The sequence below is a fragment of the Herbaspirillum sp. VT-16-41 genome (assembly GCF_001994935.1).
In the GTDB taxonomy this organism is placed as follows: domain Bacteria; phylum Pseudomonadota; class Gammaproteobacteria; order Burkholderiales; family Burkholderiaceae_D; genus Herbaspirillum; species Herbaspirillum frisingense.
Genome location: NZ_MUXB01000099.1, coordinates 444,027 through 465,766 on the forward strand (window position 1 = coordinate 444,027; position 21,740 = coordinate 465,766).

Sequence of the window (21,740 nt, forward strand, 5' to 3'; positions counted from 1 at the left end):
CTGGAACCGCTTTCGGTGTGCCTGTTCCGCATCACCGATGCCCTGCCGCCATATAAGCCGGCAGCCCCTGCATCGCTGACACCATTTGTTGGCCTCTGTCGCTGGCGGCCTGGCTTACCGGAGGTAATCGGGCGACCTGCAACTGAAACAGCACTGCGACGGCACCGCGCGCAATTCTTCAGATGGTGAACCCTGAATTAGACTGCATTTTCTACTTAGCTGTCAATGACTTATGCGCTTTTGAGGCTGCTGATGACAAGCAACGGCCGAGTTCGCGACAGGAACGTGGCAGATTAGCCTCGCCGACGACAGGGACAGGAAAGAAATTGCCATGACGACATGATTCCCATCCCCTCCCGCCACTGCAATTCTGCCAACGCATGGAGCCCATGCGTGCGCCTCATGTTCAACTGCGAAAATCATCTAAAGCATTTCACAGCGCCGTACTGGCTCAAGGGATGAGGCAGAACAGCAACACCCCAGGCTTGCGACCGCCCTCGTTACAAAAAAGATGCTGGCTCCACGCCGCCTGTAGAAATAAGTCATACCGGGCTGGCACGATTCCAGCTATAAGGGACTAGGGGTAGTCATCAGTGTGCAAATCGCACCGCAACCAGGAGACGACAAACACAGGCGGGAACGCCTGCCAATCTGACCAGGCGGATATTGTCTGCCGGTTTTCTCCCGACGGCCATCAGGGTTTTTACGATGGCGCGCTGCGCGAAAATAGCGCACCGTGAGGTCAACCGCTGCAGCAATCCGCACATTGAAAGAGCATGGACAGAAGCTTGCTTCGCAAATAGCGCGTAAGAATGGCGCGAAGGGATCGTTCTCATCAGATGGATCGTTTTCGCCATGACGTCCGGCAGTTCAGAAAATCTTCGCATCAGATGAACCATGCCGGTCACAATGGATCACTACCTGGAAGCAAAAGACGAAGTAAAAAAGGACTAGAATAAAAAACAGAACTGAAAAGTTCTTCGCATCACGCTGTAGACGCTACGGCTTTCAAAGAACACACCGGCAATGACGCTTTTCCGAGTCACCGACGCGTTCTTCGATAACCGCAGATGGCAAGTCCAGACATATGAATCTGTTTCGTACTTTTTTGAGAGCGACGGAGGTGGTATGGATATCTACAGCAGCTTTGCAAGCCGGTTCGACAAGACCAGAGAAGAAGAATTATCGCTTGAAGAGTATCTGAATCTTTGCAAGAACGACCCGGCAGTCTATGCATCGGCTGCCGAACGGATGCTGATGGCCATCGGCGAGCCGGAGAAGGTCGACACCCGGGAAGATCCGCGCCTCTCGCGCATCTTCGCCAACAAGGTCATCAAGGTCTATCCCGCCTTCAAGGAGTTCTACGGCGCGGAAGAAGTGATCGAGCAAGTGGTTTCCTATTTCCGCCATGCCGCCCAGGGCCTGGAAGAGAAGAAGCAGATTCTCTACCTGCTGGGTCCGGTGGGCGGCGGCAAGTCCTCCATCGCCGAGCGCCTGAAGCAGCTCATGGAGCAGGTGCCCTTCTATTCCATCAAGGGTTCGCCGGTCAATGAATCGCCGCTGGGCTTGTTCGACTATGACGAGGATGGCGCCATCCTGGAGGAACAGTACGGCATCCCGCGCCGCTACCTCAAGCCCATCCTGAGCCCCTGGGCCGTCAAGCGCCTGCACGAGTACAACGGCGACATCCGCCAGTTCCGCGTGGTCAAGCGCTACCCGTCGATCCTGCGCCAGATCGGCATTTCCAAGACCGAACCGGGCGACGAGAACAACCAGGACATCTCGACCCTGGTGGGCAAGGTCGATATCCGCAAGCTGGAACAGTATTCACAGGACGATGCCGACGCCTACAGCTATTCGGGCGGACTGTGCCTGTCCAACCAGGGCCTGCTGGAATTCGTGGAAATGTTCAAGGCGCCCATCAAGGTCCTGCACCCGCTGCTGACGGCAACCCAGGAAGGCAACTTCAAGGGCACCGAAGGCTTTGGCGCGATTCCCTTCGATGGCGTCATCCTGGCCCACTCCAACGAATCGGAGTGGAAGGCCTTCCGCAACAACAAGAACAACGAAGCGCTGCTGGACCGTATCTTCATCGTCAAGGTGCCGTATTGCCTGCGCGTGTCCGAAGAAATCAAGATCTATGAAAAACTGATTCGCAGCTCTTCGCTGGCCAAGGCCACTTGCGCGCCGGGCACCCTGAAGATGATGGCGCAGTTCTCGGTGCTCACCCGCCTGAAGGAGCCGGAAAACTCCAGCCTCTTCTCCAAGATGCAGGTCTACGACGGCGAGAACCTGAAGGACACCGACCCCAAGGCCAAGTCCTATCAGGAGTACCGCGACTATGCCGGCGTCGATGAAGGCATGAACGGTATCTCCACCCGCTTCGCCTTCAAGATTCTGTCGCGGGTGTTCAACTTCGATACCACCGAGGTCGCGGCCAATCCGGTGCATCTGATGTATGTGCTGGAACAGCAGATCGAGCGTGAACAGTTCCCGCAGGAAGCCGAGCAGAAATACCTCTCCTTCGTGAAGGACACGCTGGCCTCGCGCTATGCCGAATTCATCGGCAAGGAAATCCAGACCGCCTACCTGGAGTCGTACTCGGAATATGGCCAGAACGTCTTCGATCGTTACGTGACCTATGCCGACTTCTGGATCCAGGACCAGGAATACCGCGATCACGACACCGGCGAGAGCTTCGACCGCGCCGCCCTGAATGCGGAACTGGAAAAGATCGAGAAGCCGGCCGGCATCAGCAATCCCAAGGACTTCCGCAACGAGATCGTCAACTTCGTACTGCGCGCCCGGGTCAACAACGGTGGCAAGAACCCGCTGTGGACCAGCTACGAAAAACTGCGTGTGGTGATCGAGAAGAAGATGTTCTCCAACACCGAGGACCTGCTGCCGGTGATCTCCTTCAATGCCAAGGGTTCCACCGAGGAAATGCAGAAACACGAAGACTTCGTCAATCGCATGGTCAGCAAGGGATACACGCCCAAGCAGGTGCGCCTGCTGTGCGAATGGTACCTGCGCGTGCGCAAGTCCTCGTAAGCGCCGCTGTTGCGCATCGTCCGCGGCATGCGTGGCGATGCGCGTGGCGACCCTTCGGCGCCGTGCGCCTGGCGCACCGCCGACCACTAGCAGGAGAACCGAGTGCTGCATCAGATCATCGACCGCAGGCTGGCTGGCAAGAACAAGAGCATCGCCAACCGGGAGCGCTTCCTGCGGCGCTTCAAGGGGCATATCCAACGTTCGGTGGCGGACGCAGTGCGCGACCGCAGCATCACCGATCTCGAAAAATCCAAGAGCATCAGCATCCCCCGCAAGGATGTCTCGGAGCCCTTCTTCCATCACGGCAAGGGCGGCAAGCGCGAGGCTGTGCATCCGGGCAACCAGGATTACCTGCAGGGTGACCGCATCCCGCGCCAGAACGGTGGCAGCGGCGGCGGAGGCGGCAGCAGTGCCAGCAACGACGGCGAAGGACAGGACGATTTCACCTTCGAACTGACCCGCGAAGAATTCATGCATTACTTCTTCGAGGACCTCGAACTGCCGCGCCTGGTGGAAACCAACCTGCTGCAGGTACCAAGCTGGAAGAACCAGCGCGCCGGCTATTCGGTGGATGGCTCGCCCAACAACATCGACGTGGTGCGCTCGCTGCGCTCCTCGCTGGGCCGCCGCATCGCCCTGGGTGGTCCCTTGCAGCGCCAGCTCGACGTGGCCGAGGAAACGCTGGCCGAGATGAAGCGCAAACCCGAGGAGCACAGCGCCGACATCCAGTTGCTGGAAGAGGAAGTGAAGCATTTGCGCGCCCGCATCCTGCGCATCCCCTTCATCGACCCCTTCGACCTGCGCTATGTGAACCGGGTGCGTCAACCGCAACCCTCCAGTCGTGCGGTGATGTTCTGCGTGATGGACGTGTCGGGCTCGATGGATGAGCAGCGCAAGGATCTGTCGAAGCGCTTCTTCATCCTGCTGTATCTCTTCCTCACGCGCAATTACGAGCACATCGAAGTGGTCTTCATCCGCCACCACACGCGAGCTGACGAGGTCGATGAAAACACCTTCTTCCACTCGCAGGAAAGTGGGGGCACCGTCGTCTCCAGCGCCCTGGAACTGATGCACGACATCATCACCAAGCGCTACTCCCCCAGCGAATGGAACATCTACGGAGCGCAGGCCTCCGACGGCGACAACTGGAACGACGATTCTCCGAAATGCCGCGAGCTGCTGGAGTCGGCCATCCTGCCGCTGACGCGCTACTTCGCCTACATCCAGGTGGCCGATCCGGAACAGAACCTGTGGACCGAGTACATGCAACTGATCGAGTCGCACCCGCACTTCGCCATGAAGAAGGTGCAGTCGGCCGCCGAGATCTACCCGGTCTTCCGCGAACTCTTTGAAAAGCAGGTGCACGCATGAACAGCCGCTTCAAGCATGACCCCCTGCCCTGCCCCTCGGACTGGAGCTTCGATCTGATCGAACGCTACAACGATGAAATCGCCCGGGTGGCCAAGGGTTACGAGCTGGACATCTATCCCATCCAGCTGGAGATCATCTCGGCCGAACAGATGATGGATGCCTATGCCTCGCACGGCATGCCGGTCAACTATCGGCACTGGTCCTACGGCAAGCACTTCATGCTGACCGAGCGCGACTACAAGCGCGGCCAGATGGGCCTGGCCTATGAGATCGTGATCAACTCCGACCCTTGCATCGCCTACCTGATGGAAGAGAACACGATGACCATGCAGGCCCTGGTCATCGCTCACGCGGCCTACGGACACAACTCCTTCTTCAAGGGTAACTACCTGTTCCAGTTGTGGACCGATGCAAGTGCCATCATCGATTACCTGGTGTATGCACGCAATTACATTGCCGAGTGCGAAGAGCGTCATGGCTTCGAGCGGGTCGAGGAGCTGCTGGACTCCTGCCATGCGCTGATGAATTACGGCGTGGATCGCTACAAGCGCCCGCAACGGCTGTCGCTGGCGCAGGAAAAGGCGCGTCAGCGCGAGCGCGAAGCCTACATGCAGTCGCAGGTCAACGAACTCTGGCGCACCTTGCCGGCGAAGAAGGAAACGGCCGCCGCTGCTGTCGAAGGCCGCTTCCCCTCCGAGCCGCAGGAAAACCTGCTCTACTTCGCCGAGAAGAACGCGCCCTTGCTGGAGCCCTGGGAACGTGAAGTGATCCGCATCGTGCGCAAGGTCGGCCAGTATTTCTATCCGCAGCGCCAGACCCAGGTCATGAACGAGGGCTGGGCCACCTTCTGGCATTACACGCTATTGAATACGCTCTACGACCAGGGTCGCCTGACCGATGGCTTCATGATGGAATTCCTGCATTCGCACAGCAATGTGGTGTTCCAGCCGCCCATCACCAAGCCCTATTACAACGGCATCAACCCCTATGCCCTGGGCTTCTCGATGATGAGCGACATCCGCCGCATCTGCGAACAGCCCAGCGATGAAGACCGCGAATGGTTCCCCGAGATCGCCGGCAGCAACTGGCTCGACACCCTGCAATACGTGATGCGCAACTACAAGGACGAGAGCTTCATCGCCCAGTATCTTTCGCCCAAGCTCATGCGCGACATGCGCATGTTCGCCGTGCTGGACGATGAGACGCGCAGCGAGATCGAGGTCTCGGCCATCCACAACGAGCGCGGCTTCCAGTATGTGCGCCAGGCCCTCTCGCGGCAGTACGACATCAACCACCGCGAGCCCAACATCCAGGTCTGGTCGGTCAACACGCGCGGCAACCGCAGCCTGACGTTGCGCCACTTCCGCAGTGACGGCCGCTCGCTGGGCGACAGCACCAATGAGGTGCTGCGACACATGGCCCGGCTGTGGCAGTTCGACGTCTATCTGGAGAGCGTGGATGACAACGGCTACATTGTGCAACGCTATGAATGCGTGGCCGAGAACAGGTATGCTCTGCGCTCATGACTGATCGCCATCAGGAGTGATGATGCCCGCTGCCCCCGCCACCCCGCGCCCGCCGATCTCGGCCCGAACCATCCCGCTGTTTCCGCTGGCCAGCACGCTCTTTCCCGAAGGGCGGCTACCGCTGCAGATCTTCGAGGTGCGCTATCTGGACATGATCGGCAAGTGCATCGCCGAAGGCAGTGGCTTCGGCGTGGTGGCCCTGACGGCAGGCTCCGAGGTCCGTCGTCCGGGACAGAGCGAGCGTTTCGTCGGCGTAGGCACGATGGCCCGCATCAAGGAGTGGAGTACGCCATCCCCCGGTCTGATGCGGGTGGCCTGCCTGGGTGACGAGCGCTTCCGCATCCTGCAGGCCGAACAGCAGAAGCATGGCCTGTGGACGGCCCAGGTGGAAATGATGGAGGCCGATCGCGCCGTGACGATTCCCGAGGAACTGGGCAACACCGCGCAGGCGCTGGACAACCTGCTGCAGTCGGTATTGCGCCAGGGCCTGCCGGAGAGCGAGGTGCCGATCGCGGCACCTTACCGGCTGGACGATTGCGGCTGGGTCGCCAACCGCTGGGCCGAGATGATGCCCATCACAGTCGAACTCAAGCAGAGCCTGCTGGCGCTGGACAACCCCGTGCTCCGCCTGGAGCTGGTGCAGGACGCGCTGGATGAACTGGGCTGGCTGAAGTAGCCGCCTCCCCCTTATCCCTTGCCTTACGGCGCGACCCCGCTGATCCCCGCCTCGGCCAGCAAGGCCGACAATCCCGACCAGAAGATCTGGATACCGATGCACAACAGAATGAAGGCCGACAGGCGCAGCACCACCATGGTGCCCAGGCGCCCCATCAGGTTGACCAGCTTGTGGGCGTAGTTGTAGCAGAGGAAGATCACCAGCGCGGTGAGCGCGGCACCCAGCGCGGCGCTGCCCACCGAAATCACCCAGTCCAGCAGGCGCGTGGGCGTATTGGCGCCCAGCGTGATGGAGGCGGCAATCGTGCCCGGTCCGACGGTGAGGGGAAAGCTCATGGGATAGAAGCTGCGCGCCTTGATCTCTTCGTCGGGCAGGTCTTCGTCATAGGTCTTGGCGACCTGGGTGGGAATGGAACTGTCCTGGCTGTTGTCGTTGAGCAGCTTCCAGCCCGATACCGCCACCAGCAGGCCACCACCCACGCGCACGATGGGCAGCGAGATACCGAAGAAGGTCAGCACGTGCGAACCGATGAAGATCGCCGCCACCAGCATGAACCAGCAATTGATGGCCACCTGGCGCGCAATGCGCTTCTCGGTGCTGCGGCTGACGTTGCCCAGCAGGTTGGCGAACACCGGTGCGATGCCCAGCGGATTGAGGATGGGCAGCAGCGTGATCGGGATCAGGACCACGGCCTTGAGGAAGAGGATGAACATGGCGGAATGGGCGCTCGGAAATGCATTGATCGGTTGACCCGGCAGCGTAGCTGAAAGCCGCTACGCTGCCAACTACGACCGTGCTGTGCGCCCGATGTTCGCCCGCTGCTGGCCTGATCAGGCCGCGCGCAAGCGCATGCCGCGCACACGGGTCAGCAGCAGGACTGCGATACCCAGGTTGAGCAGGTTCCAGGCGATGCCGTTGGCGAAGGCGGCGTGATAGGAGCCGGTCAGGTCGAAGATCTTGCCCGACATCCAGCCGCCCAGGGCCATGCCGAACATGGTCGCCATGATGACCGCCCCCACCCGCTGGCCGGCTTCGGCGGCCGGGAAGTATTCGCGCACGATGATGGCGTAGGACGGCACGATGCCGCCCTGGAACAGGCCGAACAGTGCCGAGATGATGTACAGCGAAGCCAGGCTGTCGAAGGGGATGAACAGCAGCAGCGACAGGCCCTGCAGCATGGAACCCAGCAACAGCGTGCGCAGGCCGCCGATGCGGTCGCAGATGGCTCCCGAGACCAGGCGGCTGACCACGCCGCAGGCCAGCATCAGTGACAGCATCTGGGCACCCCGCGCCGGACCGTAACCGAGATCGCCGCAGTAGGCCACGATGTGTACCTGGGGCATGGCCATGGCCACGCAACAGGCCACACCGGCCACGCATAGCAGCAACTGCGCCGCACCGGGCGAGAGGCCGAAGGGACGCGGTCCGCCGCCGATGCGGGCGCCGGTCGTGCCACTTTCCTGCACCGGAGGACGGGCGCGCATCAGCAGGGCCAATGAGCACATGATCAGCGTACAGGTGATGCCCAGGCCGATATAGGTCTGCTGCCAGCCGACACTGTCGACGAAATGCTGGACGATGGGTGGCCAGATCGCGCCACCCAGGTAGTTGCCGCTGGCGCATACCGCCACGGCGATACCGCGTCGCTTGCGGAACCACAGCGAGGTGTCGGCCACCAGCGGGGAAAAGGTACAGGCCGTCCCCAGCAGGCCGATCAGCACGCAGTGCGCCGCCATGAAGAACCAGATATTGGGCGCCAGCGCTGCGGCGATGAAGCCCCCACCTAGGCAGACGCCGCCCAGCAGCAGGGGGCGCATGATGCCGGAGCGGTCGGCCATGCGCCCCATCAGCAGGCCACCCACGCCCACGCCGAGCATGGTCAGCGTGTAGGGCATGGACGCCAGGCCACGATCCACCTGGAAATGCGCCTGCACCGCCGGCAGCACCACCGCCATCACGTACATGCCGCTGGCCCCGACGACCATCAAGACCATGGTGATGCACAGGCGCAGCACGGCATAGGAGGAATCGACCTGATGACGGTCAACGGCGGCAGGCTCTGGGGGCAATGAGGGTGGCACGGTCGGTCTCCGGACTAATTATTGATATCGCTGCGGCGTTTCTGGTTTTTATCTGCCGCGCAAGAATTGCACCCGACTGGTGCGGGCCGACTAGCCTAACATGGGTCGCGCCGGCTTGCTGGTGAGTACTTGGCGCCGGCGATGTGGGGGGATCAATCCACGTGTTCAGCCGACGTGATCAGCCGACGTGATCAGCCGACGTGATCAGCCAACGTGATCAGCCAACGTGATACAGGTGCACCTGGCGAAAGCCCAGGCGCTCCTTGTGGCGGGCGATCTTCTGCAGCATCTGCAGGCCCTGCTCATGGCCCTCGACCACCACGCGACGCACCGCACTGCGGCCCTCGGCACCGTCCCAGGCCTGTGTGAGTACCCAGTCCCCCAGGAGGTCCTGGACCAGGTCCACGGTGAAGATGGCGCGCGACTTGCCGTCCGAGAAGTGCAGGCGCGTGGCCACGGTCACGGGCAGTGCATGGGTGACGTGGTCAGCGGAATCGATCATGGCTAAAGCAAGGGCTACGGAACGGCGGGCGTGGATGATAGCAGGACGGCTGCCGAATACAAGCCACAGGAAAAACTGCCCGGCGCGCAGGCCGGGCATGGAAGGACTTACAGGTTGGGCGCGAGCCAGCGCTCCAGCTCGTCCCTGGACACCTGGCGACGGCGGGCCATGTCCTCGACCTGGTCGGCGCCGATCTTGCCGACCACGAAGTACTTCGACTGCGGATGGGCAAAGTAGAAGCCCGACACCGACGCGCCAGGGAACATGGCATAGGACTCGGTCAACTGCATGCCGATCTCGTCGCACTGCATGGTGCGGAAAGCGTCAGCCTTGACGGTGTGCTCCGGGCAGGCCGGATAGCCGGGCGCGGGGCGGATGCCGAGGTATTTTTCCTTGATCAGGTCGGTGCTGCTCAACTGCTCGTCGGCGGCATAGCCCCACAGGTCCTTGCGCACGCGCTCGTGCAGGTATTCGGCAAAGGCTTCGGCCAGGCGGTCGGCCAGGGCCTTGAGCATGATGGAGGAGTAATCGTCATGCGCATCCTCGAAGCGCTTCTCGTACTTTTCGATACCCAGGCCGGCGGTGACGGCGAACATGCCGATGTAGTCCTGCACGCCCGAATCCTTGGGCGCGATGAAGTCCGACAGGCACTGGTTGGGACGCGCCACGCCATCGACCACCGGCTTCTCGGTCTGCTGGCGCAGGCCGTAGTAGGTGAAGGCGACCTGGCTGCGGCTGTCGTCGGTATAGATCTCGATGTCGTCGTCATTGACGGTATTGGCCGGCAGCAGCGAGATGACACCATTGGCGGTGAGCCAGCGGCCATCGATGATCTTCTTGAGCATGGCCTGGGCCTCTTCGAAGACCTTGGTAGCGGCTTCCCCGACGACCTCATCGGTCAGGATGGCGGGATAAGGTCCGGCCAGGTCCCAGGTCTGGAAGAACGGGCCCCAGTCGATATAGTTGGCCAGCAGGCCCAGGTCGACATTCTTGAACAGGCGACGGCCGATGAACTTGGGCTTGACCGGGGCGAAGTCGAGCCGGGTCTTGTTGGCGCGGGCGGCTGCCAGCGACAGCATGGGTGCGGCCTTCTTGCTTGCGTGCTGCTCGCGGATGCGTTCGTAGTCGGCGTTGAGTTCGCTGACGTACTGTGTCTTCTGCTCGTCGGCCAGCAGCGATTGCGCCACCGACACGGCACGCGAGGCGTCCGGCACGTAGACCACCGGGCCTTCGTAGTTGGGCGCGATCTTGACCGCCGTGTGTGCGCGCGAGGTGGTGGCGCCACCGATCATGAGCGGCATCTTGATGCCGGCGAAATACGGGTCGCGCTGCATTTCCTTGGCCACGTAGGCCATCTCTTCCAGCGAGGGGGTGATCAGGCCCGACAGGCCGATGATGTCAGCCTTCTCTTCCTTGGCCTTGGCCAGGATCTCGGCGCAGGGCACCATCACGCCCATGTTGACCACCTCGAAGTTGTTGCACTGGAGGACGACGGTGACGATGTTCTTGCCGATGTCGTGGACGTCGCCCTTGACGGTGGCGATCACGATCTTGCCCTTGGGCTTGGCGACCTCGCCGGTGGTGATTTCGAGCTGGCGCTTTTCTTCCTCGATGAAGGGGATCAGGTGCGCCACGGCCTGCTTCATCACGCGGGCCGACTTGACCACCTGCGGCAGGAACATCTTGCCCTGGCCGAACAGGTCGCCGACCACGTTCATGCCGTCCATCAGCGGGCCTTCGATAACATGGATGGGACGGCCACCATCGGCGGCGATCTGCTGGCGCACCTCTTCGGTGTCTTCCACGATCCATTGCGTGATGCCGTGCACCAGCGCATGCGAGAGGCGCTTGGCGACCGGTTCGCTGCGCCATTCCAGGGTGGCTTCTTCCTTCTTGTCGCCGGCCTTGAGGGTGGCGGCATATTCGATCATGCGCTCGGTGGCGTCGTCGCGGCGGTTCAGGACCACGTCTTCCACGCGCTCGCGCAGTTCGGCCGGCAGGTCGTCATAGACGCCGATCATGCCGGCATTGACGATGCCCATGGTCATGCCGGCCTTGATGGCGTGGTACAGGAAGACCGTATGGATGGCCTCGCGCGCCGGGTCGTTGCCGCGGAAGCTGAAGGACACGTTGGAGACACCGCCGCTGATCTTGGCGTAGGGCAGGTTCTCGTGGATCCAGCGGGTGGCTTCGATGAAGTCGACCGCGTAGTTGTTGTGTTCCTCGATACCCGTTGCCACCGCGAAGATGTTGGGGTCGAAGATGATGTCTTCCGGCGGGAAGTCCAGCTTGTCCACCAGCAGGCGATAGGCGCGCTCGCAGATTTCGATCTTGCGCGCGAAGGTATCGGCCTGCCCCACTTCGTCGAAGGCCATGACGATCACGGCGGCGCCGTAGCGACGGCACAGCTTGGCTTCGCGCAGGAATTTCTCTTCGCCTTCCTTCATCGAGATGGAGTTGACGATGGACTTGCCCTGCACGCACTTGAGACCGGCTTCGATGACTTCCCACTTGGAGGAGTCGATCATGATGGGCACGCGGGCGATGTCCGGTTCAGAAGCGATCAGGTTCAGGAAGCGCGTCATGGCGGCGACCGAATCCAGCATCGCCTCGTCCATGTTGATGTCGATGATCTGCGCGCCGTTCTCGACCTGCTGGCGGGCCACGGCCAGGGCTTCGTCGTACTGCTCGTTGAGGATCAGGCGGGCGAAGGCCTTGGAACCGGTGACGTTGGTGCGCTCGCCGACGTTGACGTACAGGGATTCATCATTGATGGTGAAGGGCTCCAGGCCCGACAGGCGCATCTCATGAGTGGCTTCCGGGACCTTGCGCGGAGCGATGGTGGCCACCGTCTCGGCGATGGCCTTGATGTGCGGCGGCGTGGTGCCGCAGCAGCCGCCGGCGACGTTGACGAAGCCGCTCTCGGCGAATTCCTTCAGCAGGGCCGAGGTGACGTCGGGGGTTTCGTCGAAGCCGGTGTCGCTCATCGGATTGGGCAGGCCGGCGTTGGGGTAGATGCAGACGTAGGTATCGGCGATGCGCGACAGTTCTTCGGCATAGGGGCGCATCAGGGCTGCACCCAGCGCGCAGTTCAGGCCCACCGTCAGCGGGCGGGCGTGACGGATGGAATTCCAGAAGGCGGTCACGGTCTGGCCCGACAGGATGCGGCCGGAGGCGTCGGTGACGGTGCCGGAGATCATGATGGGCAGGCGCTTGCCGCTTTCCTCGAAGAAGGTATCGATGGCGAACAGCGCAGCCTTGCAGTTCAGGGTATCGAAGATGGTCTCGACCAGCAGCACGTCGGCGCCACCTTCGACCAGCGCGCGCGTCTGTTCCAGGTACGCGGTCACCAGTTGATCGAAAGTGACGTTGCGCGCTGCCGGATCGTTGACGTCAGGAGAAATCGATGCAGTCTTGGGCGTGGGGCCAAGGGCGCCGGCCACGAAGCGCGGCTTGTCCGGGGTCGAATACTTGTCGCAGGCGGCGCGGGCCAGGCGGGCCGATTCCAGGTTCATCTCGTAGACCAGATGCGCCATGTGGTAATCGTCCTGGGCCACGCTGGTGGCGCCGAAGGTATTGGTCTCGATCAGGTCGGCACCGGCGGCCAGGTATTGCTCGTGGATTTCCTGGATGATGTGCGGCTGGGTCAGCGAGAGCAACTCGTTGTTGCCCTTGACGAACATCTCCTTGCCGGGAACGCTGAAGTCGGCAAAACGCTGGCCACGATAATCCTCTTCGGTCAGCTTGTAGCGCTGGATCATGGTGCCCATGGCACCATCGAGGATGAGGATGCGCTGCGACATCAGGTCGCGCAGCAGCAATTCGGTCTGGCACAGTTCGTTCGGCTTCATCTGGCGTTTTTCTCTGGTTGCGGCAACAATGCGGGCCTGTCTGCGGGACTGTCCACGCTTTGGCGGGACAAAAAAACCGGTCTGGACCGACCGGTTTTACAGGCAAAAATGAGAGCCAGATTATACGCGAAAGCGCCCTACCCCCCGAGCCAGCCGGCCTTTGCGGCTGGATTTGCTTGCAATCCATCAACTGTTGACAAAGATGACAGCGCCTCGCCCCATCCTCATCCTGACCGCCCTGGAAAGCGAACTCCAGGCCACTGACGCGCCCGATGGCGTAGAGCTGCTCTATTGCGGCGTCGGCAAGGTCAATGCCGCGCTGCATGCCACCCGGGCCATCCTGGAGCGGCAGCCGCGCCTGGTGATCAACTTCGGTACCGCGGGCAAGATCGATCCGCACCATGACGGCCTGCTGGAAGTGGCGGCAGTGATCCAGCGCGACATGGCGGCCATGCCGCTGGCGCCACGTGGCGTGACGCCGCTGATGAACCAGGAGCAGCAACCGCCGCGCCTGGAATCCGGCCATCCCGGCGTGCTGTGCGGCACCGGCGACAGCTTCGTCACCGCAGCCGACGACTGGCTGGTGGCGCAGGGGGTGGATCTGGTGGACATGGAGTTGTTTGCCATCGCCCGTGTCTGCCACCATTTCGGGCTGCCCTGGCGGGCCTTCAAGTTCGTCACCGACGGCGCCGACGACGATGCCGCCGATGACTGGCAGGCCCGCGTCCACCTGGGTGCGGAGCTGTTCTGGCGGCATCTGCCGCACGTGCTCAAGCAATACGCCTGAGCCCACCCGCTCAGGCGAAGCGGCCGCCTTCCAGCGGGAAGCCCTTCAGGAATTCCGCCGCCGGCAGGCGCTTGCCGCCGGGCTTCTGCAATTCGGTCAGCAGCAGTGCGCCTTCGCCGCAGGCCACCACGATCCCGCCCTGGGCATCGGCCGACAACACCTGGCCGGGTTCACCCTGCTGCGCCACGGTCACCGGACGCGCCTGCCACAGCTTGACCACGGTGTCGCCGAAGCGGCCGGTGGCACCGGGGAAGGGATTGAAGGCGCGGATGCGGCGCGCCAGTTGTTGCGCGCTCTGGCTGAAGTCCAGCGCAGCCTCTTCCTTGGCGATCTTGGCGGCGTAGTTGGCGCCCTCTTCCGGTTGCGGCGTGGCCGGCAATGCGCCCTGCTCCAGCTTTTCAATGGCTTCCACGATCATCCGGCCGCCCAGCGCGGCGAGCTTGTCATGCAGGCTGCCGGTGGTGTCCTCGTCAGTGATGGGCAGGCTTTCGATCAACATCATCGGGCCGGTATCCAGTCCTTCTTCCATCTGCATGATGGTGATGCCGGTCTCGGTGTCGCCGGCCTCGATGGCGCGGTGGATGGGGGCGGCGCCGCGCCAGCGCGGCAGGAGCGAGCCATGGATGTTGATGCAGCCGTAACGCGGGATGTCGAGCACGCTGCGCGGCAGGATCAGGCCATAGGCGGCGACCACCATCACGTCATGCGGGGTCGATTGCAGCAGCGCATGCGCTTCCTGCGCGACCTCGGGGTACTTGCCGTTCAGGCGCAGCGAGACCGGCTGCGCCACCGGCGTGCCGTGCTTCAGCGCGCATTGCTTGACCGGCGAGGCCTGCAGCTGCATGCCGCGTCCGGCCGGACGGTCAGGCTGGGTCAGGACCAGGGTGATCTCGTGACCGGCGGCGTACAGGGCTTCGAGAGCGACGGCGGCAAATTCCGGCGTGCCGGCGAAAATGATCTTCATGAAAAACTCCAGACGCGGCGCTGGGCGCCGCTGGGTCGGGTTGCTAGAGATTGCGGGGCTTGTGCGGGGCGCGGGCGAAGGCCATATCGTACAGCCAGTTCGGCAGCAGTCTGAGCAGCTTGGCCACCACCCCCATCTGCCAGGGAATGACGCGGTAGCTGACGCCTTCGGCGATGCTCTGTACGGCGCGTTCGGCGAAGCGCTCCACCGGCATCAGGAAGGGCATGCGATAGGTGTTCACGCGGGTCATGGGGGTGTCGATATAGCCGGGTGCGATGGTCACGACCTTGATGCCGGAGGTGCGCAATTCCACCCGTAGTGATTCGCAGTAGCTGATCACGGCAGCCTTGGAGGCGCTATAGGCCTCGGCACCGGGCAGGCCACGGATGCCGGCCACGCTGCCGATGCCGACCAGGCGGCAGCGGCGACGCTGTGCCTCGGGTTGTGCCTTCATGCGCGCCACGAAGGGCGTAAAGGTGGCGAAGGTGGCGGTGACATTGACGGCCAGGATGCGCTCGAAGGCGCGCAGGTCTTCCTGGTATTCGGTGAGCGTGCCTTGGGAGATGCCGGCGTTGGCGATGACCACGTCGGCGCCACCGAACTCGGTCATGAAAGACTCTGCGGCAGTGGCCAGGGCGGCGTGATCGGTGACATCGAGCGCATACACGCGATGCCGTTCAGGATGCGGCAGGCTGGCTCGCAAGGCCTCCAGCTCGGCGCCACGCCGTGCCACCAACCCCAGGACCGCGCCACGCTGTGCATAGGCGCGCGCCAGGGCCATGCCGATGCCGCTGGAAGCTCCGGTCAGGAAGACGCGTTCCTGGGCTGCGACGACGGGAAGGGTGGCCATGCCGGCTCCTGAGGGTATGTGAAGGGTTGCGACCGGTCGAACATGCCCGGGCTCAAATGACAACGGTCCGCGGCCTTGCGGACGCGGACCGCGCAGGACAGGTGAAGCTTACTTCTTTTTGGCTGCAGCGCCGCCGGCGGCCTTCTCGGCAGCGACCTTGGCTACCAGGTGATCCATCACCTGCAGGGCAGCGGCCTGCTGCATCGACTCGGGCTGGTTGGCCAGGGCCACACCGACCACGGCCGGCGAGGTCACATAACGGCCGTCGATGGCGATCATGGGCACGCCGTCGACCTTGTAGGCTTCCTGCAGCTGGGCGGCACGGCGGGCCTTGGTCTGCACGCCGAAGGAGTTGTACAGGTCGAGGAATTTCTGCTTGTCCAGACCGATCTTCTCGATGTAGGCCAGGATAGTCTTGTCGGTGTTGATGCGCTGGTTCTCGACGTGGATGGCGTGGAAGATCTTGGGGGTCAGCTCATCCGCCTTGCCCATGGCTTCCAGCGTGTAGTACAGCTTCTGCTGCGGCACGAAGGTATCACGGAAGGCCACCGGCACCTTCTTGAAGTTGATCTTGTCGCCTTGCTTCTTGACCCAGGCGGTCAGCGAGGGGTCCCATGCGGCGCAGTGCGGGCAGTCAAACCAGAAGAATTCGGTGACTTCGACCTTGTTGCCGGAGTCAGTCGGCTGGGCCTGTTCCAGCACGCGGTAGTCGCTGCCCACTTGCGGATTGGCCGGCGAGGCCGAGGCGCCGACGCTGGCGGCGAAGGCCAGTACGCCAAAGCTGACGGCTGCCAGCAGCTTTTGATGGAAACGCATGGTATTACCCTCTCTGATGGATAGTCGTTTGGAACCGGCCTGTGCGCCGGTCTGCACCCCGTGCCGGCCGGTCATCCCTTGCCGCCGGCACCGTGGGTGTGCTGTGGATTACTTGGGAATGCGCACGATGGCGGCATCGACCCCGTTATCGGACAGCTTGCTGCGCGTGCGGTTCATCGCTTCGGCGTGGTCGAAGGGACCGATGCGCACCCGATAGAGCACGCCGCTGTCGGCGGTACGTTCAGTGACGCGGGCTTCGAAACCGAGCAGGGCCAGCTTGGCGCGGGCGCTCTCGGCATCGGCCTGGTCGCGGAAGGCACCGGTCTGCAGGAAGTAGGTCCACTTGTCGTCGTTGCTGTCGTTCTTGGAGGCCGACGGCGCGGCGGCAGAGGGCTTGGCGTCCGCCGTCCTGGTGTCAGGCTGCTTGGCCGGCGGGGTCGCGGCCTGGGGTGTCGGCGCCACTGGCGGCACCGGCTGGGCAGCGGCGGTATTGGGCGGCACCGGGGTCTGCGACTGTTGCTGGTCGCGCGCGGCCTCGCGAGCGATGTCGCGGTTGCCGTAGAGCGGACGGTTGGGGTCGGCCGCCTGGGCCGGGGTCGGATCGGCCCGTTCGGGACGCACCACCTTGTTGACGAAGGGAATGGGCGACTTGGTGATCATCAGGGCCACGCCCACGGCGATGCCCAGGCCGACGATCAAACCCAGGATCAGGCCGAGCAGCGTGCCGCCGGCCTGCTTGTGATGTTTCGCGTTCAACGGTTTCACGTTTCTCTTTAGCTGCTTGTTTACATTCTGGCCGGGGCCGATACGCCCAGCAGGGCCAGGCCGTTGCGCAGTACCTGACGGGTGGCGGACAACAGCGCCAGGCGTGCGGACCTGGTTGGGACATCGTCGACCAGCACGCGTTCCGCATTGTAGTAGCTATGCAGTTCGCCTGCCAGATCGCGCAGGTAGAAGGCAACCTGGTGCGGTCCCAGCTCCTGCAGGGCATGCGCCAGCATGTCCGGGTATTCGGCCAGCTTGGCCAGCAGGGTCGCTTCACGCGGGGCGGTCAGCGGCGACAGGTCGGTCACGTCCTTGAGCTCATCCTCGTTGCCACCCCACTTGCCCAGCACGGTGCAGATGCGCGCATGGGCGTATTGCACGTAGTAGACCGGGTTTTCGTCGGACTGGGCCAGGGCCAGGTCGACGTCGAAGACGAACTCGGTATCGGCCTTGCGCGAGATGAGGAAGAAGCGCACCGCATCGCGGCCGCGGGTGAGGTCGCGTTCCTGGCCTTCGACGGCCTCGCCGGCCGACCATTCGATCAGGTCACGCAGGGTGACGTAGGAACCGGCGCGCTTGGAGATCTTGACCTCTTCGCCATTGCGCATGACGGTGACCATCTTGTGCAGCACGTAGTCGGGATAGCCTTGCGGGATGCCCACGCCGGCTGCCTGCAGGCCGGCACGCACGCGGGCGATGGTGCCGTGGTGATCGCTGCCCTGGATATTGATGACCTTGCCGTAGCCACGTTGCCACTTGTTGATGTGATAGGCGACATCGGGCACGAAGTAGGTATAGGTGCCGTCGGTCTTCTTCATGACGCGATCCTTGTCGTCGCCATAGTCGGTGGTGCGCAGCCACAGCGCGCCATCCTGCTCGTAGGTCTTGCCGGCCTTGACCAGCGCGTCCACGGCAGCAGCCACCTTGCCGTCGGCATAGAGCGAGGACTCCAGGTAGTAATTGTCGAACTTCACGCCGAAGGCCTGCAGGTCCAGGTCCTGCTCATGACGCAGGTAGGCGACGGCGAAGCGACGGATCGACTCGATATCTTCGACATCACCGCTGCCGGTGACGGGTTCGCCGTCGCTGGCGGCGACGGTCTTCTGGTCCAGGAAGTCGCGGGCGATGTCGGCGATGTAGTCGCCGTTGTAGGCCGATTCCGGCCATTGCGCATCGCCCGGTTTGAAGCCGCGGGCGCGCGCCTGCACCGAGCTTGCCAGCGTAGCGATCTGGACACCGGCGTCGTTGTAGTAGAACTCGCGCAGGACATCGTAGCCCTGCACGTCCAGCAGCGACGACAACGCATCGCCCAGCGCACCCTGGCGACCGTGACCCACGTGCAGCGGACCTGTAGGGTTGGCGGAGACAAACTCGACCAGCACCTTCTGGCCCGCGCCTGCAGTGCCGCGACCAAAGGCCTCGCCCTGTTCGTGGATCGCCTTCACCACCGCCTGCTTGGCGGCTGCGGCCACGCGCAGGTTGATGAAGCCCGGACCGGCGATCTCGACCGATTCCACCAGGCCTTCACGGGCCGGGTCGGCCATCACGGCGGCCACGATGGCTTGGGCCAGCTCACGCGGGTTCTTCTTGAGCGGCTTGGCCAGCTGCATGGCGATGTTGCAGGCGATGTCGCCGTGCGAGGCGTCACGCGGGCGCTCCAGGGTGATGGTCGGCGTCAGGCCGCTGTCGGCCAGCAGCGGCTGCAGGGCGGACGAGAACAGGTCGGAGATGCGTTGTTTCTGTTGTGCGAGCATGGGAATGAGGGGTAAAGCGGAAGCGGCCGTGGCGCTGGACCGGCTGTGAGGCGCCGCGCGGAGGGATCGCTTGCAATTGGTTGAGCAGCCGAGATTATACCGGCTAGGCGTACCGTGTTGGCTGCATGAACAAGCGGCTTGCGTGCAGTCCGGCGCCCTGCCGAGGCAAAGATGCCGGAATCACAACAAAAACCGGCCCGGGCCGTCTCAGATATCGACCGGATCGACTTCCAGCGACCAGCGCGCGCGGGTCTTCATCTGCCGCAACAAGGCCAGCCATTCCTTGAGGAAAGCCTGCAGTGTCGGACGCGAGGGACATTCGATCAGCAATTGGGCACGCTCGACATTGGCCACCCGCATCATGGTCATCGGGATCGGTTCGTTGATGGTGATGGCCGGGGCGTCCAGCAAGGTGGCCGCTTCCTTCAGGAAGTCCATGGCGATCTCCAGTTCGCGACCTTCGGCGCGCAACAGTGCCTGGTACATGAACGGCGGGAAATGCGCCTGGCGCCGCTCGTCCAGCAATTCACCGGCAAAGCCATCGTAGTCGTGGCGGATCACGGCCTGGTACAGCGGGTGATGCGGATAGCGGGTCTGGATCAGCACTTCGCCCGAACTGCCATCGGCCGACAGCCCGGCACGGCCGGCGCGGCCGGCCACCTGCATCAGTTGCGCGAACAGGCGCTCGCTGGCGCGGTAGTCGTGCGAGAACAGGGCGGTGTCGGGATTGAGCACGCCCACCAGGGTGAGCTTTTTGAAGTCATGCCCCTTGGCCACCATCTGGGTGCCGATCAGGATATCGACCTCGCCCCGGTGCACGCTGTCGAAAGCGCTCTGGGCCGAGCCCTTGAGGCGGGTGGAGTCGGCATCGATACGCAGGATGCGGGCCTCGGGGAAGATGCCATGCAGGCCCTCTTCGACCCGCTGGGTGCCGCGTCCCAACGGTTGCAGGTCGACGTTGCCGCAGGTCGGGCAGGCGCGTGGAATGTGCAGTTCCAGGCTGCAATGGTGGCAGCGCAGGCGCCGCTCGGGGCGATGCACCACCATGAAGGCATCGCAGCGCATGCAGTTGCTGATCCAGCCGCAGGCATCGCAGGCCAGCACCGGCGCATAGCCACGCCGGTTGAGGAACAGCAGCGACTGCTCGCCCTGCTCCAGGCGCTTGCGCACGGCCGCGATCAAGGTCGATGTCAGGCCGTCGACGGGCTTGTCGCGCTCCATGTCGATCACCTTGACGCTGGGCAGCACTGCCTGCAGGGCCGCGCGCTGGCGCAGTTCCAGGCGGCGGTAGCGGCCGGCCTGGGCGTGCTGCCAGGTTTCCAGCGAGGGCGTGGCCGAACCCAGCACCACCGGGATGCCCAGCTGGTGCGCACGCCAGACGGCCAGGTCGCGCGCGGAGTAGCGCAGGCCTTCCTGCTGCTTGTAGGAGGGGTCGTGTTCCTCGTCGATGACGATGAGCTTCAGTGACGGCAGCGACGACAGGATCGCCAGCCGCGTCCCCAGCACGATGTGCGCCTGCCCCAGGTGGGCCGCCAGCCAGTTGCGGGCACGCTCGCCCTCGGCCAGGCCGCTGTGCAGGGCGACCACGTTCAGATGCGGGAAACGTGCGCGGATGTTGCCTTCCAGCTGCGGAGTCAGGTTGATTTCCGGCACCAGCACCAGGATCTGGGCGGGGGCCGAAGCCGGCGTCGGCTGGCCAGGCTCAGGCGAACCGGATGAGCTGGGCTGCTCTGCCGCGCGACGCAGGATGGCGGCGGCGGCCTGCAGGTAGACCTCGGTCTTGCCGCTGCCGGTGACGCCATACAGCAGCAACGGGGCGAAACCCTCGGCACCGGCGATCGCATCGACCGCCTGCTGCTGGGACGGGTTCAGCGGCGGCGCGGCACCCAGTTGCAGCGGGTCCGGCGATGGGTCGGCCATCACAGGATCGACGATGGCTTCCTCCACCGTGGGGGCCACCGCCGCCTTTTTCCTGGACCTGGGCTTGGCCTTGGTCGCGGGCGCAAGCCGGCCCAGGGCCTTGAGTGCCTTGTCCAGCGCCACCGTGGTGAGGGCCCGCAGATTCTTGGGCAGCCCCGGCAGCATCACCTCACCCAGCGGACGCTGGTAGTAGTCGGCGGCAAAGCCGCACAGTGCCAGCCAATGCGCTGACATCGGCGGCAACTGGTGCCGCACGGCGATGACGTCCTTGATCTTGTCGGCCTGCAGGTCGGTCTGCGCATCCTGGCCGACGACCACGCCGACGGCTTCGCGGCGGCCGAAGGGGACCACCACCAGTTGGCCGATCGCCGGCAACGGCTCATCCGGCGAACTGGCCTTCCAGCGGTAATCAAAGACGGTATGCAGGGGCGTATCGAGCGCGACCTGAAGCAGACGTTGTTCCACGAACTTAATGTAAATCCTGAAAAACCGGCCTAAGCCCCGGTTTAATCGTCATTTTTCAACCTATCCACAAACCCTGTGGATAACTTTGGGGACAAATGCCTCTTGACATCGCCACGAGTAGACTGGGCGAGGCTTACGGCGCGCTGCCCAAATGCAGGGCAAAAAATTAGTCCAATAAAATCAATGACTTAAAATTGTTCGCCTTAGCACGGGAAAAAAATTTGCTTAGACGGTTTGTGCAAATGCGGCATGCCTTTTATGTGCATAAGTCTTGGTTTGCGGATCAGGCGAAGGGCATTTGTCAAGTGCTGGCTGACAAAAAAAACCCTGGCTTTTTCCTGCACCGACCTGCGCGTACTGT

Annotated in this window: 15 protein-coding genes; 5 read left to right on the plus strand and 10 right to left on the minus strand. The window is 63.1% G+C overall.

Translation table 11 applies throughout. The features are described 5' to 3' along the window. The first annotated feature begins 1,128 nt into the window (after positions 1–1,128). From BTM36_RS10545 to BTM36_RS10560, 4 genes are all read left to right on the plus strand, one after another. Complete coding sequence (locus tag BTM36_RS10545; RefSeq protein WP_006461359.1) at positions 1,129–3,051, plus strand: PrkA family serine protein kinase; 1,923 nt, start codon at positions 1,129–1,131, stop codon at positions 3,049–3,051. A 102-nt stretch (positions 3,052–3,153) separates the two neighbouring features. Next, the gene (locus tag BTM36_RS10550; protein WP_006461358.1) at positions 3,154–4,422 is read left to right on the plus strand and encodes a YeaH/YhbH family protein; all 1,269 of its coding nucleotides are present in this window, start codon (positions 3,154–3,156) and stop codon (positions 4,420–4,422) included. Then, positions 4,419–5,948, plus strand: coding sequence for a SpoVR family protein (locus BTM36_RS10555; RefSeq protein WP_077236230.1), 1,530 nt, complete (start codon positions 4,419–4,421; stop codon positions 5,946–5,948). The genes BTM36_RS10550 and BTM36_RS10555 overlap by 4 nt, the downstream gene beginning before the upstream one ends. A gap of 22 nt (positions 5,949–5,970) precedes the next feature. Beyond that, positions 5,971–6,624 carry an LON peptidase substrate-binding domain-containing protein gene (locus tag BTM36_RS10560; RefSeq protein ID WP_077236298.1) on the plus strand — a complete coding sequence of 218 codons (654 nt, stop codon included), beginning with the start codon at positions 5,971–5,973 and terminating at the stop codon, positions 6,622–6,624. A 23-nt stretch (positions 6,625–6,647) separates the two neighbouring features. On the opposite strand, the gene BTM36_RS10565 is transcribed toward BTM36_RS10560, so the two are convergent. The 4 genes from BTM36_RS10565 to metH all read right to left on the minus strand — a co-directional run bounded on the left by BTM36_RS10565 (position 6,648) and on the right by metH (position 13,058). Continuing rightward, positions 6,648–7,337: a MarC family protein gene (locus BTM36_RS10565; protein ID WP_006461355.1), complete on the minus strand. Its 690-nt coding sequence runs from the start codon at positions 7,335–7,337 to the stop codon at positions 6,648–6,650. 117 nt (positions 7,338–7,454) lie between these two features. Beyond that, positions 7,455–8,705: an MFS transporter gene (locus BTM36_RS10570; protein WP_077236232.1), complete on the minus strand. Its 1,251-nt coding sequence runs from the start codon at positions 8,703–8,705 to the stop codon at positions 7,455–7,457. Positions 8,706–8,922: 217 nt separating this feature from the next. After that, positions 8,923–9,207: a WGR domain-containing protein gene (locus BTM36_RS10575; RefSeq protein ID WP_077236299.1), complete on the minus strand. Its 285-nt coding sequence runs from the start codon at positions 9,205–9,207 to the stop codon at positions 8,923–8,925. Between the two features lie 107 nt (positions 9,208–9,314). Then, positions 9,315–13,058 (minus strand): methionine synthase, encoded by a 3,744-nt coding sequence (metH, locus tag BTM36_RS10580; RefSeq protein WP_006461352.1) that lies wholly within the window; start codon positions 13,056–13,058, stop codon positions 9,315–9,317. A gap of 202 nt (positions 13,059–13,260) precedes the next feature. Here metH and BTM36_RS10585 point away from each other — a divergent pair, with 202 nt between their 5' ends. Next, complete coding sequence (locus tag BTM36_RS10585; RefSeq protein WP_077236233.1) at positions 13,261–13,845, plus strand: 5'-methylthioadenosine nucleosidase; 585 nt, start codon at positions 13,261–13,263, stop codon at positions 13,843–13,845. A 10-nt stretch (positions 13,846–13,855) separates the two neighbouring features. Here the strand turns inward: BTM36_RS10585 and fmt are convergent, their stop codons facing one another. From fmt to BTM36_RS10615, 6 genes are all read right to left on the minus strand, one after another. Next, positions 13,856–14,809, minus strand: a complete 954-nt coding sequence (gene fmt, locus BTM36_RS10590; protein WP_077236234.1) for a methionyl-tRNA formyltransferase — start codon at positions 14,807–14,809, stop codon at positions 13,856–13,858. A 43-nt stretch (positions 14,810–14,852) separates the two neighbouring features. Further along, the gene (locus tag BTM36_RS10595; RefSeq protein ID WP_077236236.1) at positions 14,853–15,659 is read right to left on the minus strand and encodes an SDR family oxidoreductase; all 807 of its coding nucleotides are present in this window, start codon (positions 15,657–15,659) and stop codon (positions 14,853–14,855) included. A gap of 108 nt (positions 15,660–15,767) precedes the next feature. Further along, positions 15,768–16,475 carry a thiol:disulfide interchange protein DsbA/DsbL gene (locus BTM36_RS10600; protein WP_077236238.1) on the minus strand — a complete coding sequence of 236 codons (708 nt, stop codon included), beginning with the start codon at positions 16,473–16,475 and terminating at the stop codon, positions 15,768–15,770. A gap of 108 nt (positions 16,476–16,583) precedes the next feature. After that, on the minus strand, positions 16,584–17,240 hold the full coding sequence (locus BTM36_RS10605; protein ID WP_077236239.1) for an SPOR domain-containing protein: 657 nt from the start codon (positions 17,238–17,240) through the stop codon (positions 16,584–16,586). A gap of 20 nt (positions 17,241–17,260) precedes the next feature. Next, a complete protein-coding gene (gene argS / locus BTM36_RS10610) occupies positions 17,261–18,994 on the minus strand; it encodes an arginine--tRNA ligase (protein WP_077236240.1) in 1,734 nt (577 codons plus the stop codon). A 207-nt stretch (positions 18,995–19,201) separates the two neighbouring features. Continuing rightward, complete coding sequence (locus BTM36_RS10615; protein WP_077236241.1) at positions 19,202–21,379, minus strand: primosomal protein N'; 2,178 nt, start codon at positions 21,377–21,379, stop codon at positions 19,202–19,204. Between the last annotated feature and the right edge of the window lie 361 nt (positions 21,380–21,740).

Bases quoted from the DNA above. Each gene is read 5' to 3' on its own strand.
- fmt (WP_077236234.1), bottom strand. From the start codon at position 14,809: ATGAAGATCATTTTCGCCGGCACGCCGGAATTTGCCGCCGTCGCTCTC.
- BTM36_RS10585 (WP_077236233.1), top strand. From the start codon at position 13,261: ATGACAGCGCCTCGCCCCATCCTCATCCTGACCGCCCTGGAAAGCGAA.
- BTM36_RS10565 (WP_006461355.1), bottom strand. From the start codon at position 7,337: ATGTTCATCCTCTTCCTCAAGGCCGTGGTCCTGATCCCGATCACGCTG.
- BTM36_RS10600 (WP_077236238.1), bottom strand. From the start codon at position 16,475: ATGCGTTTCCATCAAAAGCTGCTGGCAGCCGTCAGCTTTGGCGTACTG.
- BTM36_RS10545 (WP_006461359.1), top strand. From the start codon at position 1,129: ATGGATATCTACAGCAGCTTTGCAAGCCGGTTCGACAAGACCAGAGAA.
- BTM36_RS10575 (WP_077236299.1), bottom strand. From the start codon at position 9,207: ATGATCGATTCCGCTGACCACGTCACCCATGCACTGCCCGTGACCGTG.
- argS (WP_077236240.1), bottom strand. From the start codon at position 18,994: ATGCTCGCACAACAGAAACAACGCATCTCCGACCTGTTCTCGTCCGCC.
- BTM36_RS10560 (WP_077236298.1), top strand. From the start codon at position 5,971: ATGCCCGCTGCCCCCGCCACCCCGCGCCCGCCGATCTCGGCCCGAACC.
- BTM36_RS10555 (WP_077236230.1), top strand. From the start codon at position 4,419: ATGAACAGCCGCTTCAAGCATGACCCCCTGCCCTGCCCCTCGGACTGG.
- BTM36_RS10595 (WP_077236236.1), bottom strand. From the start codon at position 15,659: ATGGCCACCCTTCCCGTCGTCGCAGCCCAGGAACGCGTCTTCCTGACC.
- metH (WP_006461352.1), bottom strand. From the start codon at position 13,058: ATGAAGCCGAACGAACTGTGCCAGACCGAATTGCTGCTGCGCGACCTG.